The following is a 14,476-nucleotide window of genomic DNA, read 5'->3' as shown; positions in this document are numbered from 1 at the left end:
GGGTACCGATCGATCAACCGGTGTTGCGCAAGCCCGCCGCAATGCCGTTGATCGTCAGGTGGATGCCGCGTCCCACGCGCTGATCGTCGGCGCCCGAGCGGTGCCGCTTCAACAGTTCGACCTGCAGATGATTGAGTGGGTCGAGGTAGGGGAAGCGGTTCTTGATCGAGCGCGCGAGCAGCGGGTTGGTCGCGAGCCGCTGCGCGTGACCGGTGATCTCGGACAGCGCCAACGAGGTCCGATGCCATTCCGCGACGATCCGCTCGAAGACCTTCTTGCGGAGCTTCTTGTCGATGACGAGTTCGGCATACCGCGAAGCCACGGCAAGGTCGGTCTTTGCCAGCACCATGTCCATGTTCGAGAGCAAGGTCGCGAAAAACGGCCAGGTCTTGTGCATCTTCTTCAGCGTGCCGAGCCTGCGCGTGCGTTCGGCCGGTGTCGCGGCCGCGTTCAGATAGGCCTCGACCGCGCTGCCGAAACCGTACCAGCCCGTCAGCAGCAGGCGGCACTGGCCCCACGAAAAGCCCCATGGAATGGCCCTGAGGTCTTCGATCTTGCGTTGCGCGGGGTCTTGGAGCTTGCGCGAAGCCGGCCGGCTGCCGATATTGAGTTCGGCGATTTCCGAGATCGGTGTCGACTGGAAGAAATAGTCCTTGAAGCCGGGGGTCTCGTAGACCAGCGCGCGATAGGACGCCATGGCCGCATCGGAGAGCGTCTGCATCGTGGCTTCGAACAGCGGGAGCTTGTCCGGCGCATTGCGATCGGGAAGCAGCGAGGCTTCGAGGGTCGCCGCGACCACCGTTTCGAGATTGCGGCGGCCGATTTCGGGATTGCCGAACTTGCTCGCGATGATCTCACCCTGCTCGGTCAGCCGGATCTGTCCGTTCACGGTGCCCGGCGGCTGCGAGAGGATAGCCTGGTAGGTCGGACCGCCGCCGCGGCCAACCGTGCCGCCGCGGCCATGGAACAGGCGCAGCTTGGTGCCGTGCTGCTTGAACAGCGCGACGAGCGCGAGTTCGGCGCGATAAAGCTCCCAGTTCGACGTGAGGAAGCCGCCGTCCTTGTTGCTGTCCGAGTAGCCGAGCATGACTTCCTGTTCGCCGCCCTGGTCTTCGACGACTTCGGCAATGCCCGGTAGCGCGAAGAAATCGCGCATGATGTTCGATGCATCGCGCAGGTCGGCGATGGTCTCGAACAGCGGAATCACCATCATGCCAACCGAGGCGGGGGCCTTGTCGTCGCCGAGCCGGCCTTCGAGCAGGCCGCATTCCTTCTGCAGCAGCATCACTTCGAGCAGGTCGCTGACCGTTTCCGTATGCGAGATAATGTAGTTGCGCACCGCGCGTGCGCCAAAGCGTTCGCGAATCACGCGTGCGGCTTCGAACACCGCGAGTTCGCCGGTCGTGCGCGCGGAGTAGTCGAGCCACGCCGAGCGCAGCGGGCGCGACTGCGCGAGCTCGGCCTGCAGGATCCGAATCTTTTCGGCTTCGGTCAGCGCCGTATAGTCGGCGATCACACCCGCCTGTTCGAACAGTTCGGCTATCACCGCTTCGTGGATGTCCGAGCTCTGGCGAAGGTCGATGCTTGCGAGATGAAAACCGAAGATTTCGGCGGCGCGCGCGAGCGGGATCAGGCGAGGCTTCGCGAGGGAAGCGCCGTGGTTCGCCGCGAGCGAATCGATCAGGATCTGGAGGTCGTGCGCAAAATCGGCGGCCCGTGCATAGGGCAGTGCTTCAGGCGTCTCGCGCGCGGCCACGACATCCGGTCCGAGCAAGGCGCGCGCGGTTGCGGCTACGCGCGCATAGACGCCGACAAGCGCGCGGCGATAGGGTTCGTCGGTCCGGTGAGGTGAGTGGTCGGGCGACGCGTTGCAAAGCGCCTTGAGCTCGTCGCTCGAGCCGACGAGCAGATCCGAGATGGAGAGTTCGGCGCCGAGCGCGTGGACTTCGGCCAGGTAGTGCTGGAAGATCGTCGCGGCCTGGCGCGTGATCGCGAGCTCGAGTGTCGCGGCCGTCACGTTCGGGTTGCCGTCGCGGTCGCCGCCGATCCAGTGACCCATTTGCAGGAACGGGGGCAGCTCAGCCTTGACCCCATGCTCGGCGAGCGCCTGCTCGATATCGTCATAGAGCGCGGGGATCTCGCTCAGGAAAGTGGTCCGGTAATACGAGAGCGCGTTCTCAATTTCGTCGCTGACCGTCAGCTTGGAGTCGCGCAGCATGCGCGTCTGCCACAGCGAGGTCACGCGGGCGCGCAGCAGCTCGGTGTTCTGTGCGCGCTCGCGCTGCGTGAGCGTCTGGTCGCGCTCGGCGAGCAGGCGTGCAATATCGTGCTGGGCATCGAGAATGCTCTTGCGCTGGACTTCGGTCGGATGGGCGGTCAGCACCGGCACGATCAGCGCCTCGTCGAAGAAGCGCTGGAGCGTTGCGCCGCTGTCGCTGTCGACCTCCTTCAGGCGCTCGAGCGCATGGCCGAACGTCGAGGGCTGCGGGGCCGAGCCGGCGAGCGCATGGAAGCGCCGGCGCCGGTTGTGGTGGCGGTCTTCGGCGATATTGGCGAGATGCGAGAAGTAGCTGAACGCGCGCACGACCGAGTTGGTCTGCTCGCGCGTCAAGCGGGTGAGCATCTTGTCGAGCTTCCGGGCGGCTTCGCGGTCGTCCTCGCGGCGGAACTTCACGGCGGTCTGGCGCACGGATTCGACGACGTCGAACACGGCATCGCCTTCCTGTTCGCGGACGACGTCACCGAGCAGGCGACCGAGAAAGCGAATGTCCTCGAACAGCGGCTGGTCCTTGTCGTCGCGCGCGCGCGGGGCGCCGCCCTGGCCGTCGATTTTGGCGGATACCGCGGTGGGCACGGCGGCGGCCGGAACCGGTATTGGGCGGGCGGCTGCCTTACGGGCGGTGGTAGTGCTGGTCTTGGCAGCGCGGGGGCGGTCCTTACCGGGGGGCGTCACGATGTTTCCTCCATGTGCATGGGCAATGTCGCTGTATGGGTGCGTGCTACCATGTTTTCTTATCTAACCCTGGGTCCAGAACCCCTGACAAAATGATCTACACGCCGTCGCGCGGCTTGGCCGTACCGCTCGCCATGTCAATTGACCCGCCCATTCGCCTGTGCGGCCGGGCTTCATTTTGTCAGGGGCTCCGATGACTGCGGGAGTATCGTCTTTCCAGCCGCCGAAGAAGCTGGTGATCGCGTCGCGCGAAAGCCGCTTGGCAATGTGGCAAGCTGAACATGTTCAGGTTGCACTGCAAAAATTATATCCGTCCTGCGACGTCACAATCCTTGGAATGACGACGCGCGGCGACCAAATTCTCGATCGCACGCTTTCGAAGGTCGGCGGCAAGGGCCTGTTCGTCAAGGAACTCGAGGCCGCGCTCGCCGACGGCCGCGCCGATCTCGCGGTGCATTCGCTCAAGGATGTTCCGATGGATCTGCCGCCTGGCTTCGCGCTCGCGGCCATTCTGAGCCGCGAGGATCCGCGCGATGCTTTCGTCTCAAATCAGTATGACGGGCTCGATGCGCTGCCTCCCGGTAGCGTGGTCGGCACCTCCAGTTTGCGGCGCGAGGCACTGTTGCGTGCGCGCTACCCTTCGCTCGTCGTCCGCCCGCTGCGTGGCAATCTCGACACGCGGCTGCGCAAGCTCGATGCGGGTGAATACGCGGCCATCATCCTCGCTGCCTCGGGCCTCAAGCGTCTGGGTCTGGCCGATCGCATCCGCAGCGTGCTCGAGCCCGAAGTGAGCCTGCCGGCTGCCGGGCAAGGCGCGCTCGGCATCGAGACTGCGGATGATCGCGACGATGTCGCCGCCTGGCTCGCGCCCCTGCACGACGCGCGCACCGCCTATGCGGTGAGTGCCGAACGCGCGGTATCGCGTGCGCTGGCCGGCGGCTGCGAAGTGCCGCTGGCAGCTTATGCGGACTGGCACGGTGAGCGCTTGCTGTTGCGCGGTTTTGTCGCGATGCCGGACGGTTCCCGGATCTTGCGTGCCGAAGCGTGCTCGACGCCGGCCAGCGAGGCGGCGGCCGAGGTGCTGGGCCGCCAGGTCGCCGATGCGCTGGCGGAGCAGGGCGCGCACGATATCGTGCAGACGGTGCGCGGTGCCGGCGCCCGGGTCAGCCCGGCCACGGACGTATGAGCACAGGCAACGCGACGCCGGGCGACGTCGACGGCACGCGGCTGACCGTGGTGCTGACGCGTCCGGCCGGGCAGTCGGCGGGGCTCGAAGCGTCGTTGCGTGCCGCGGATTTCGACGTCATCGATTTCCCGCTGATCGGCATTGCGCCGGCCATCGATCCGGCGGAGCTCGATGCCGCGCTGGCCGGGCTCACGGAGTATGCGCTGGTGGTCTTCGTGTCACCGAACGCAATCGACCGGGCCCTTGCTCGCCTGAAAAGTACGTGGCCCGTCGAGGTTCCCGTTGCGGTAGTCGGCCCGGGCAGTGTCCTCGCGCTTGCCCGTCATGACATCGTGGCGCCGGAATATCGTGTGATCGCGCCGGCCGGGGCACTTGAACAGGCGCGCGCGATGGGGGCGGGCGCGGACGATGACGCTGTCATGCCATCATCGACTTCGACTTCGACTTCGACTTCGACTTCGACTTCGACTTCGATGTCGCCGGCGGTGGCACCGATACCGACCGGGACTGCGACGCCGGTGGGACCCATTCAGCGCACGGCTGCGCAATATGCGTCGTCGGATAATCTTTTTGCTGACGCGCCGGTAAGGGATTCGCCGACCGCCGCCGCCGCTCCAGCGTCGAAGCCATCCACCGCCGCCACGTCGACATCGACCGATGCACCCGTCGATTCCGAGCGGATCCGTTTCGATTCCGAGGCGCTGCTTGCCGCGCTCGAGCGCGAGTTCGGCCTTGCGTCGTTTCGCGATCGTCGTGTGCTGCTCGTGCGCGGCGATGGCGGCCGTGAGTTGCTTGCCGACGCCCTGCGCGGACAGGGGGCGCAAGTCGATACTGTCACGGCCTATCAGCGCAGCGTGCCGATTCCCGATCCGCACGCGCTGACCTCGATTCGCCGCCTGCTTGCGGGCCGGGCGCATGTCTGGGTCTTGACCAGTTCCGAAGGCGTGCGCAATCTCGAAACGCTCGCTTCGATTCATTTGAACGATTCCGAGCGCGCCGCGCTGCATCGCGCACCCGTGATCGTCTCGCATCCGCGCATTGCGGAGTCGGCGCGCGCAAGCGGGTTTGATAGAGTTGCGACCTGCGGCGCGGGCGACGCGGCGTTGGTTGAAGCAGTATGCGAGCAGGCCGCCCGAACCGCAGACGCGGAATCTGCCGCATCGGCAACGGCACCTGCCATGTCGTCCGCCAAATTGTCCGCGGCTTCCGCGGTGTCGCCTGGTTCGCCTGCATCATCCACTTCAGCCACTTCAGCCACGGATGGACCGGCCGCCAGCGGTCCGACCGCACGGTCCGGGGATTCACCGGCCGCCTCATCGACTCCTCGCGGAGCTTCATCGAGCATGACTGATTCGAAAGACCTGCCCCCGCATCCCTCCGTTGCGCCGACACGCTTCAGTACGAGCGGCGCCGACCGCTCGACACCGGCCGCAGCTCCGGTGACTCGCCAGCGCGGCCGCCTCGTGCTGGGCTGGCTCGCGCTCGTGATCGCGCTGGGCGCCGTGGCCGGCGGCTTCGTGCTGAACCACAAGCTCGATCGCCTCGAAAGCGTGGCGGCCGACTACCAGCAAAGCGGCGAGCGCGTCGCGACGGCGACGCAATTGCAGAGCCAGCAGGCGCTCGATGGCGTGCAGCAGTCCGATCGCCGGATCTCGCAGCTCGAGGGCAAGCTCGCCGACGCGCAGGGGCAGCAGCAGGCGCTCCAGACGATGTACCAGGATCTCGCGCGCAATCGCGTGCAGTGGACGCTCGCCGAGATCGGACAGATGCTGGCGAGCGCAAGCCAGCAGCTCCAGCTCACGGGCAATGTGCAACTGGCGCTGTTCGCCTTGCAAAATGCGGATAAGCGCCTCGCGCAGGCGGAAGGCCCGCAGGTGCTGGTCGTGCGCAGGGCGATCGAGCAGGACATCGAGAAGTTCAAGGCGACGCCCAGCGTCGACCTGCCGGGCCTCGCGATCAAGCTCGATGACGCGATCGCGCGTGTCGACGCGCTGCCTCTCGCTGGCGAAGCTCGGCTCGATCATCCGGTGAGCAATGCGGCGGCCGGAGGCTGGGCGACGGGCGCCGCCAGCGCCGCCGGCGCATCGCCGAGCACGAGCACGAGCACCAACGCGATGCAGGCCGGCGGCACGACGCAGACCGCCGCCGCGGCCCCTGCGGCGAGTGGTGCGCTCGCCAACGCGGTCGACCGGTTCGGAGCCTGGTGGCGCGACTTCGGCGCGCGGCTCGGCCATCAGCTCGCGGACGTGGTGCAGGTGCGGCGCATCGACAATGCCGATGCGATGCTGGTTGCGCCGGACCAGGGCCAGTACCTGCGTGCAAACGTGAAGCTGCGCCTGCTGTCAGCCCGCCTGTCCCTGCTCTCGCGTGATCAGCGGACGATGGCGGCCGATCTCGACGCGGCCGACGACGCGCTCGCCCGCTACTTCGATCCCGCCGCGAAGTCGACGCAGACGGTGCGCGACCTCGTGAGCCAGGTGCGCCATGCATCGACGTCGGTCGATCTGCCGAACCTGAATGCCAGTCTCGAAGCCGTCCACCAATACAAGAGCGGAGACTGACGCGATGGCAATGCGTGGACTGTTTTGGCTGGTGCTGCTGTTTGCGGCCGCGGTGGCGATCGCGATTCTCGGCCACTTCGATGTGGGCCATGTGCTGATCGTCTACGATCCCTACCGGATCGACGTGTCGTTGAACTTCGCGGTGCTCGCGATCATCGTCACGTTCGTGGTTCTGCATGTGCTGATTCGTGCGATCCGCAATCTCTGGAAGATGCCGGAGCGCGTGGCCGCCTACCGCGCGCGTGCACGGGCTTCGAAGGCACATGCGGCTTTGCGCGACGCGCTCGCCAACCTGTATTCGGGCCGCTTCTCGCGTGCCGAGAAAGCCGCGCACGATGCGCGCCTGCTCACCGAAAACGGCGCGCCGGCCGCCGTGATCGGCGCGCTTGCTGCCCATCAGATGCATGAGTATGCACGCCGTGATGAATGGCTCGAGAAGATCGGCGACAAGGACTGGCAGGATGCGCGCCTGATGACGAGCGCCGAAATGCGCGCGGATGCGCGCGATGCCGAAGGTGCACTCAATGCACTGGCGCAGCTCGAGTCTCAGGGGGTGCGTCGCCTTCAGGCGCAGCAGATTGCACTACGTGCACACCAGCAGTTGAAGCACTGGCCCGAGGTGCTCAAGCTCGTCAAGCAACTCGAGAAGCGCGAGGCGATTCACCCGGCGGTCGCGCTGCGGTTGCGCCAACTGGCGGCCGAGAACCTGCTGCGCGACCGGCGCCACGATCCCGTCGCACTGCTCGAATGCTGGGACGGCCTCCCGCTGACCGAGCGCCAGACTCCACGCATCGCCGATCTCGCGGCCGAACTGCTGTTGCGACTCGAGCGTCCCAAGGAGGCCCGCAAGATCGTCGAGGATGCGCTTGCCCAGCAATGGGATGCTCGCCTGTTGCGCCGCTATGCCGATTGCGCGGGTGCCGAGGCGCTGCCGTTGATCCAGCGCGCCGAGGCGTGGCAGACCGATCATCCCGACGACGCCGACCTCAAGTTCACACTCGGTCGCCTGTGCCTGCATCAGCAGCTTTGGGGCAAGGCCCAGGCTTTTCTCGAACAGTCGCTGGCGCTCGCGGGCGACAACGACATTCTGAAGGTCCGCTGCCATCGGGCGCTCGCGCGCCTTCATGAAGAGCTCGGCCACACCGGCGAGGCAAGCGCGCACTATCGGGAGAGCGCGCTGGCCATCAAGCTGACATAAGGCCATTGCCGGTTGCCGATATAATTGCGGCCGGCAAGATTTCAATCCGGCGCGCCTTGCGTGCTGACCGACAGACCCTGAAACAGAGAACACCATGAGCTTCGATCGCGTCCCCGCTGGTAAAGACCTGCCGTCCGACTTCAACGTCATCATCGAAATTTCTGCGCAAAGCGACCCGGTCAAGTACGAGGCGGACAAGGAAATGGGCCTGCTCGTGGTCGACCGTTTTGTCGGCACCGGCATGCGTTATCCGGTCAACTACGGCTTTATCCCGCACACGCTGTCGGGCGACGGCGACCCGGTCGACGTGCTCGTGATCACCCCGTTCCCGCTGCTCGCGGGCTCGGTCGTCCGCGCACGCGCACTGGGTATGCTGCAGATGACCGACGAGTCGGGCGTCGATGCCAAGTTGATCGCCGTGCCGCATGACAAGGTCTGCCCGATGACGGCGAACATCAAGTCGCTCGAGGATGTGCCGGCTTATTTGAAGGACCAGATCAAGCACTTCTTCGAGAACTACAAGGCGCTCGAAAAGGGCAAGTGGGTCAAGGTCGAAGGCTGGCTCGGCATCGACGACGCCCACAAGGAAATCTCGGAAGGCTTCGCGAACGCGAACAAGTAATCAGGCAGCAGCGGGCCATGCTGTGCCCGCCTGTCACGCTCACCCGTCATGGCCGCTGCTTATGACGGGTCGTCATGCCCGCTTGAACGGATCGCGCTCGCGCAGTTCGTCGACGTAGTGGCTCATATTCTCGGTCTCCTGTTTGAGGAAGTGCTCGACGGCGTCCGAGAATGCCGGATGCGCGAGCCAGTGCGCGGAGTGCGTGACCGTCGGCAGGAAACCGCGCGCCATCTTGTGCTCGCCCTGCGCACCGCCTTCGAACGCATGGATGCCTTCCTCGATGCAGAACTCGAGCGGCTGGTAGTAGGCCGTTTCGAAGTGCAGGCAGGGCACATGCTCGATCGCCCCCCAGTAGCGCCCATACAAGGTGCCCCCTTCCGACTCGCGCTGGTAGACAACCAGCGAACTGGCGATCGGCCGGCCGTCGCGTTCGGCAATCACCATCAGCAGGTTCTCGGGCATGGTTCGCCCGATCGTGCGGAAGAAGTTGAGATTCAGGTAGGGGCTCGAGTGGTGCTCACGATAGGTCTGCTGGTAGCAGCGATTGAAGAAGCGCCACTCGTTGTCGCTGATGTCGGGGCCCTTCACGCGACGCATCGTGACGCCTGCCTCGAGGACCTTGCGGCGTTCGGCGCGGATGTTCTTGCGCTTCTTCTGCTCGAGCGTGTCGAGAAAATCGTCGAAGTGCCGGTAGCCATTGTTTTCCCAGTGGAACTGCACGCCGCGGCGCGCCATCATCCCGACCGCGCTGAGAATTTCGGCTTCCTCGTCGTCCGGATAGAGCACATGCAGCGACGATACGCCGGACTCTTCGGCGAGCCCGCGCAGGGTCGCCGCGAGGGCGACCCGGCTGTCCTCGTCGAGGGCCAGCAGGCGCGCACCGGCGACCGGTGTGAACGGCACCGCGCAGAGCAGCTTCGGGTAGTAGTCGAGACCGTTGCGCCGGTAGGCATCGGCCCAGGCCCAGTCGAACACATACTCGCCGTACGAATGGCCTTTCAGATAGAGCGGGCATGCGGCGACGAGTTCTTCGTCGTCATCGATCCAAAGCCCGTTCGCCGCTTCCGCATCGTCTGCCTCTTCCTGCGTCTTGTCCGCGTCATGGCTATCGCGACCGGCATGCGGTTCGCGGCTGACGTGTTGCGATGGAAAGTCGTACGTCTCGACCGTGTCATCGACCGCGAGCGCGAGCTCGCCCGGGCCCGCACGCAGCGACACTGCGCCGCGGCTGCGCCAGAGCGTCACGAAACGCGGCGCCCAGCCCGTTTGCGCCGTGGCGCATCCGGCTTCGGTCAAGGCGCTCAGGAATTCATGCCGTAGAAAAGGAGTCGGCCGCTGCTGTTTCGCAAGCAGGCCATTCCATGCCCCGGCGTCGATGTCAGCCGGTGAGTCGACGATGCGCGTGCGATAATCCATCAGTCCAGAATCATTCCGTAAGCCTCGCAGACGCTCGGTCACGAAGTGATCCGTCAGCGTCTCTAGCGATGCATGAGGTACTTATCTTAGCCGTATATGCCGACCGGCGTCGTCTGCCCGCCACCATGCAAGGACTCTGTCGTTCGCTCGATTCATGTTGGTCCCCGGACCGGCGGCCGCGCGCGCACTCGACGGTCGTTCGCGTTGAATAGCGGGGTCGCGGCGCGGCCGGTGCCACACGCTGGCCCGGGAAGTCCTGGGTGTTCAAGGAATTGTTCGAGATGAAAAGCCCCTTCTTCAACTTGTATTCCCATGACTTCGCGCGTGTCGCGGTCGGCGTGCCGCGCTGCCGTGTCGCGGACCCCGCGTTCAATGCTGAACAGACCATCGAACTCGCGAAGCAGGCCGCCGAACATGGCGCGATGCTGGTGGCCTTCCCCGAGCTGGGTCTATCGGCCTATACCTGCGACGACCTGTTCCATCAAAGCGCCTTGCTCGATGCGTGCGAAGACGCGCTTGCCTCGGTCGTGGCCGCCTCCACGAGCATCGCCATCACGATGATCGTGGGGCTTCCACTGCGCGTCGGACATACCTTGTTCAACTGCGCGGTCGTCGTGTCGGGCGGCCGCATCCATGGCGTCGTTCCGAAAAGCTATCTGCCGAACTACGCCGAGTTTTATGAGGCGCGCCAGTTCAGTCCGGCCGATTGCGCCTCGACGACCGAGGTGCGGCTGCTCGGCGAGACGGTTCCTTTCGGTTCGTCGCTGCTGTTCGAAGCGGTGGACATGCCGCTGTTCCGTTTTCATGTCGAGATCTGCGAAGACGTATGGGTGCCGGTGCCGCCGTCCTCGTTCGCGGCGCTCGCGGGCGCGACGGTGCTCGTCAACCTGTCCGCATCGAATGTCGTGATCGGCAAGTCGGGCTATCGCCATCAACTGGTCGGGCAGCAATCGGCCCGTTGCCTGTCGGCCTATCTGTATACGTCGGCTGGCCGCGGCGAGTCGTCGACCGATATGGCATGGGACGGTCAGGCGCTGATCTATGAAAACGGCGAACTGCTCGCCGAATCCGAACGTTTTCTCGATACCTCGCATCTCCTGTTCGCCGACGTCGATCTTGAGCGCCTGTCTCACGAACGCATGCACCAGACGACATTCGCCCAGTCGATCCGGCGCCATCAGGATGAAGTCTCGAAGTTCAGGGTGGTCCGCTTCGACGCCCATGTGCCGGCTGATGCCGTACTGCCGCTCGAACGCAAGGTCGAGCGTTTCCCCTATGTGCCGGCCGATCCGCGCCGGCGCGACGAGCGATGCAACGAGGTTTACAACATCCAGGTGCAGGCCTTGGTCCAGCGCCTGTCGGCGAGCCGGATTTCGAAGGTCGTGATCGGTGTCTCGGGCGGCCTGGATTCGACCCATGCCTTGCTGGTCTGCGCGAAGGCGATGGATCGCCTGAACTTGCCGCGCGCGAATATCCTGGCCTACACGATGCCGGGCTTCGCCACGAGCAATCGCACCCTGAACCAGGCCCGGCAGCTCATGGAGGTCGTCGGCTGCTCGGCTTCCGAGATCGATATCCGGCCGAGCTGCGAACAGATGCTCAAGGACCTCGGTCACCCGTATGCGGCGGGCGAGGAAGCATTCGACATCACGTTCGAGAACGTCCAGGCGGGTGAGCGGACGAATCACCTGTTCAGGCTCGCGAATTTCAATCAGGCGATCGTGATCGGCACCGGCGACCTGAGCGAACTCGCGCTCGGCTGGTGTACTTATGGCGTGGGCGACCATATGTCGCACTACAACGTGAACGCGAGCGTTCCCAAAACGCTGATCACGCATCTGGTGCGATGGGTCGCGGAAACGGGCCAGATCGGCGGGGGCGGTTCCGATGTGCTCGAAAACATCCTGAACACCGATATCAGTCCCGAGCTCATTCCTGGCAAGTCGAACGGCGAACCCGAGCAGAAGACCGAGAGCGTCATCGGGCCGTACGAGTTGCAGGACTTCAACCTGTACTACACCCTGCGCTTTGGCTTCGCCCCCTCGAAGGTTGCCTTCCTGGCTTCGGCGGCGTGGCGCGACAAGACGATCGGCGCATGGCCCGAGGGCATCCACGTGGCGCGGCGTGAATATGGCTTGCTCGCGATCAAGCGCAATCTTGCGATTTTCCTCGACCGGTTTTTCCGCCAGAGCCAGTTCAAGCGCTCGTGCATTCCGAATGCGCCCAAGGTCGGCTCGGGCGGTTCGTTGTCGCCGCGCGGCGACTGGCGCGCGCCGAGCGATTCGGAATCGACGGTCTGGCTCAACGACCTGGCCAATATCCCCGAGGAGTGACGCCCGCGGGCGATGGGCAGGTAGAATGCAAGCAGGCACACCGGAGTGCGCGCTCGTCGTGGCGAATCGGCCCAATGGGCCGCCCCCGGCGGGTCCACTAGTGGATCGAATGAATCAGCAAAGGGATCACCATGAAACGAATAACCGCGATCATCAAGCCGTTCAAGCTGGATGAAGTACGAGAGGCCCTTGCCGAAGCCGGTCTGACCGGATTGACGGTGACCGAGGTCAAGGGTTTCGGCCGCCAGAAAGGGCATACCGAGCTCTATCGTGGTGCGGAATACGTGGTCGATTTCCTGCCGAAGGTCAAGATCGAGGTCGTCGTCACCGATGCGCAGTGCGAAGAGGTGATCGATGCGATCGTCGGTGCCGCGCGCACGGGCAAGATTGGCGACGGCAAGATCTTCGTGTCGCCGATCGATCGCGTGATCCGGATCCGGACTGGCGAAGAGAACGAAGCCGCGATCTGATGGGAGAGGGCACGGCGGCCCTGGTGACCGCCTTGCCCCGCTCGGCCCGGACGGATGTCCGTTCGGGTGGGCGCAACCGGTTAGCGGTTCTTGCCCGGGTCGCGGGGCGGGCTCTGCAGTTTTTCGCCTTCTTTCGCGAACTGTGTCGACGGCTGCAACAGTACGACGACCGCGCCCGCTCCACCGTCATGGGGCCGGGCCTGGCAGAAAGCAATCACTTCTTCCTTCTGGGCGAGCCAGCGCCGCACTTTTCCCTTGAGCACCGGCTCGCGTCCGACCGAGCCCAATCCCTTGCCGTGAATCACCCGCACGCAGCGCAAGCCGTGCTTGACCGCCTCGCGCAGGAAGGCGCCGAGCGCTTCGCGCGCCTCGTCGCTGCGCAGGCCGTGCAGGTCGAGTTGCGCCTGCACGATCCACGTGCCGCTGCGCAGCTTCTTCACGACATCGCCGCGCACGCCCGGCCGGCAGAACGATAGCGATTCGTCGGTATCGAGCAGCGTTTCAGGGTCGAATTCGTCGGAGATCGCCTCGACGAGCACCGCCTTCTCGTCCTGCTGCGTTTGCAGCGGGAGAGGCTGCGGCACGTCCCGCGCGATCTTCGCGCGCGGCGGCACGACGAGCGGCGCGACTTCACCGACGGTCCGCCGGAAAATATCGGCCTCCGCCGCCGCTTCGCGCGCGCGCCGCTCGGCCTCGATCCGCTCGCGTTCGCTCTTCTCGGCTTGCGCCTTGAGTTCCGAGCGAAGCTTGGCGAGGCCGGCGAGGTCAGTGACCTTCGAGGCTTTCAAGGTAGCGCTGGGCGTCGAGTGCGGCCATGCAGCCGGTGCCGGCGCTCGTGATGGCCTGGCGATAGACGTGGTCCTGCACGTCGCCCGCCGCGAACACGCCCGGCACGCTGGTCGCCGTCGCATTGCCGCCGAGTCCGGCCCGCGTGACGATATAGCCGTTCTTCATTTCGAGCTGGCCGTCGAACAGGTCGGTGTTCGGCTTGTGGCCGATCGCGACGAACACGCCCGCGAGTGCGATCTCGGTGGCTTCGCCCGTGTCGCGATGCTTGATCTTCAGCGAGGTCACGCCGCTCTGGTCGCCTTGCACTTCATCGACCACGTGGTTCCACTTGATCTCGATCGCGCCTTCCTTTTCCTTGGCCATCAGGCGATCGATCAGGATCGGCTCGGCGCGGAACTTGTCGCGGCGATGCACGACCGTGACCTTCTTCGCGATATTCGACAGGTAGAGTGCTTCCTCGACCGCGGTATTGCCGCCGCCGATCACCGCCACTTCCTGCTGCTTGTAGAAAAAGCCGTCGCACGTCGCGCAGGCCGACACGCCCTTGCCCATGAACAGTTCTTCGGACGGCAGCCCGAGATACTGGGCCGACGCGCCGGTTGCGATGATCAGCGAATCGCAGGTGTATTCGCCCGCGTCGCCGATCAGGCGGATCGGCCGTTCGTCGAGCTTGGCCGTGTGAATATGGTCGAACACGATTTCGGTGTTGAACCGTTCGGCGTGTTCGAGAAAGCGCTGCATGAGTTCGGGGCCCTGCACGCCGCCTGCGTCGGCGGGCCAGTTTTCGACGTCGGTCGTGGTCATCAACTGACCGCCCTGCGCGAGACCCGTCACGAGGACCGGGTCGAGGTTGGCGCGCGCGGCGTAGACGGCGGCGGTATAGCCGGCGGGGCCGGAACCGAGAATCAACACTTTGGCGTGTTTAGCTTGCGACATGATCTATCCCCA

10 protein-coding genes are annotated in these 14,476 nt (G+C 65.1%); 6 read left to right on the top strand and 4 right to left on the bottom strand.

The genetic code is table 11. The annotated features are described in order from the left end of the window. Positions 1-13 precede the first annotated feature (13 nt). Positions 14-2,953 carry a phosphoenolpyruvate carboxylase gene (ppc, locus tag HV670_RS00375; RefSeq protein ID WP_281362345.1) on the bottom strand — a complete coding sequence of 980 codons (2,940 nt, stop codon included), beginning with the start codon at positions 2,951-2,953 and terminating at the stop codon, positions 14-16. 193 nt (positions 2,954-3,146) lie between these two features. On the opposite strand from ppc, the gene hemC reads away from it, so the two are divergent. From hemC to ppa, 4 genes are all read left to right on the top strand, one after another. Beyond that, positions 3,147-4,139, top strand: a complete 993-nt coding sequence (hemC, locus tag HV670_RS00370; RefSeq protein WP_175102654.1) for a hydroxymethylbilane synthase — start codon at positions 3,147-3,149, stop codon at positions 4,137-4,139. Continuing rightward, positions 4,136-6,700 carry a fused uroporphyrinogen-III synthase HemD/membrane protein HemX gene (hemDX, locus tag HV670_RS00365; RefSeq protein ID WP_175102653.1) on the top strand — a complete coding sequence of 855 codons (2,565 nt, stop codon included), beginning with the start codon at positions 4,136-4,138 and terminating at the stop codon, positions 6,698-6,700. The genes hemC and hemDX overlap by 4 nt, the downstream gene beginning before the upstream one ends. A gap of 4 nt (positions 6,701-6,704) precedes the next feature. Then, positions 6,705-7,898: a heme biosynthesis protein HemY gene (locus HV670_RS00360; RefSeq protein WP_175102652.1), complete on the top strand. Its 1,194-nt coding sequence runs from the start codon at positions 6,705-6,707 to the stop codon at positions 7,896-7,898. 94 nt (positions 7,899-7,992) lie between these two features. Beyond that, positions 7,993-8,520, top strand: coding sequence for an inorganic diphosphatase (ppa, locus tag HV670_RS00355; RefSeq protein WP_175102651.1), 528 nt, complete (start codon positions 7,993-7,995; stop codon positions 8,518-8,520). A gap of 72 nt (positions 8,521-8,592) precedes the next feature. Here the strand turns inward: ppa and HV670_RS00350 are convergent, their stop codons facing one another. Further along, entirely contained in the window at positions 8,593-9,936 is a 1,344-nt protein-coding gene (locus HV670_RS00350) for a GNAT family N-acetyltransferase (RefSeq protein WP_246256850.1), read from the bottom strand. Between the two features lie 281 nt (positions 9,937-10,217). On the opposite strand from HV670_RS00350, the gene HV670_RS00340 reads away from it, so the two are divergent. Together HV670_RS00340 and HV670_RS00335 are read left to right on the top strand one after the other, a co-directional pair. Further along, positions 10,218-12,269 (top strand): NAD(+) synthase, encoded by a 2,052-nt coding sequence (locus HV670_RS00340; protein WP_175102650.1) that lies wholly within the window; start codon positions 10,218-10,220, stop codon positions 12,267-12,269. Positions 12,270-12,400: 131 nt separating this feature from the next. Continuing rightward, positions 12,401-12,739, top strand: coding sequence for a P-II family nitrogen regulator (locus tag HV670_RS00335; RefSeq protein ID WP_175102649.1), 339 nt, complete (start codon positions 12,401-12,403; stop codon positions 12,737-12,739). A gap of 80 nt (positions 12,740-12,819) precedes the next feature. Here HV670_RS00335 and HV670_RS00330 read toward each other — a convergent pair whose 3' ends face one another. Both HV670_RS00330 and trxB read right to left on the bottom strand, forming a co-directional pair. Then, a complete protein-coding gene (locus tag HV670_RS00330; RefSeq protein ID WP_246256848.1) occupies positions 12,820-13,527 on the bottom strand; it encodes a Smr/MutS family protein in 708 nt (235 codons plus the stop codon). Continuing rightward, positions 13,505-14,464: a thioredoxin-disulfide reductase gene (gene trxB / locus HV670_RS00325; RefSeq protein WP_175102648.1), complete on the bottom strand. Its 960-nt coding sequence runs from the start codon at positions 14,462-14,464 to the stop codon at positions 13,505-13,507. Before trxB ends, HV670_RS00330 begins: the two co-directional genes overlap by 23 nt. Positions 14,465-14,476: the final 12 nt, after the last annotated feature.

Origin of the sequence: Pararobbsia alpina (genome assembly GCF_902859895.1) — a bacterium.
Lineage (GTDB): Bacteria > Pseudomonadota > Gammaproteobacteria > Burkholderiales > Burkholderiaceae > Pararobbsia > Pararobbsia alpina.
The sequence above is the reverse complement of the archived record's forward strand: the minus strand, read 5'-3'. Positions and strand labels throughout refer to the sequence as shown.

Bases quoted from the DNA above. Each gene is read 5' to 3' on its own strand.
- hemC (WP_175102654.1), top strand. From the start codon at position 3,147: ATGACTGCGGGAGTATCGTCTTTCCAGCCGCCGAAGAAGCTGGTGATC.
- hemDX (WP_175102653.1), top strand. From the start codon at position 4,136: ATGAGCACAGGCAACGCGACGCCGGGCGACGTCGACGGCACGCGGCTG.
- HV670_RS00360 (WP_175102652.1), top strand. From the start codon at position 6,705: ATGGCAATGCGTGGACTGTTTTGGCTGGTGCTGCTGTTTGCGGCCGCG.
- ppa (WP_175102651.1), top strand. From the start codon at position 7,993: ATGAGCTTCGATCGCGTCCCCGCTGGTAAAGACCTGCCGTCCGACTTC.
- HV670_RS00350 (WP_246256850.1), bottom strand. From the start codon at position 9,936: ATGGATTATCGCACGCGCATCGTCGACTCACCGGCTGACATCGACGCC.
- HV670_RS00340 (WP_175102650.1), top strand. From the start codon at position 10,218: ATGAAAAGCCCCTTCTTCAACTTGTATTCCCATGACTTCGCGCGTGTC.
- HV670_RS00335 (WP_175102649.1), top strand. From the start codon at position 12,401: ATGAAACGAATAACCGCGATCATCAAGCCGTTCAAGCTGGATGAAGTA.
- trxB (WP_175102648.1), bottom strand. From the start codon at position 14,464: ATGTCGCAAGCTAAACACGCCAAAGTGTTGATTCTCGGTTCCGGCCCC.